This window comes from Psychroserpens sp. XS_ASV72, assembly GCF_041224425.1.
In the GTDB taxonomy this organism is placed as follows: domain Bacteria; phylum Bacteroidota; class Bacteroidia; order Flavobacteriales; family Flavobacteriaceae; genus Psychroserpens.
The window spans coordinates 1-207 of record NZ_JBGFGL010000003.1 but is presented as its reverse complement, the minus strand read 5'-3'; the positions used below and the strand labels follow the sequence as shown (position 1 = coordinate 207).

1 protein-coding gene is annotated in these 207 nt (G+C 59.9%); it reads right to left on the bottom strand.

From position 1 onward, the window contains the following. On the bottom strand, positions 1-207 hold a 207-nt coding region (locus AB9K26_RS00005; protein ID WP_369970505.1), incomplete at both ends, for a hypothetical protein.

The following is a 207-nucleotide window of genomic DNA, read 5'->3' as shown; positions in this document are numbered from 1 at the left end:
GGGCCGCCGTCTATACTGTAGGTCACGGTGTCACCGGCATCGCCACTGACCACGAACTCCCCGTCGTCGCCAGAGCACACGCTAGGTGCGGTAGCAGATACAGTAACGGCGTTCGGAAGCGGGTCGACGGTGATCGTAGCGCTAACGCCCGTAAGGTCAAGGTCACAGCTCGTATTGGAAACGTTGCTGACATCGATGGTCGTCGCT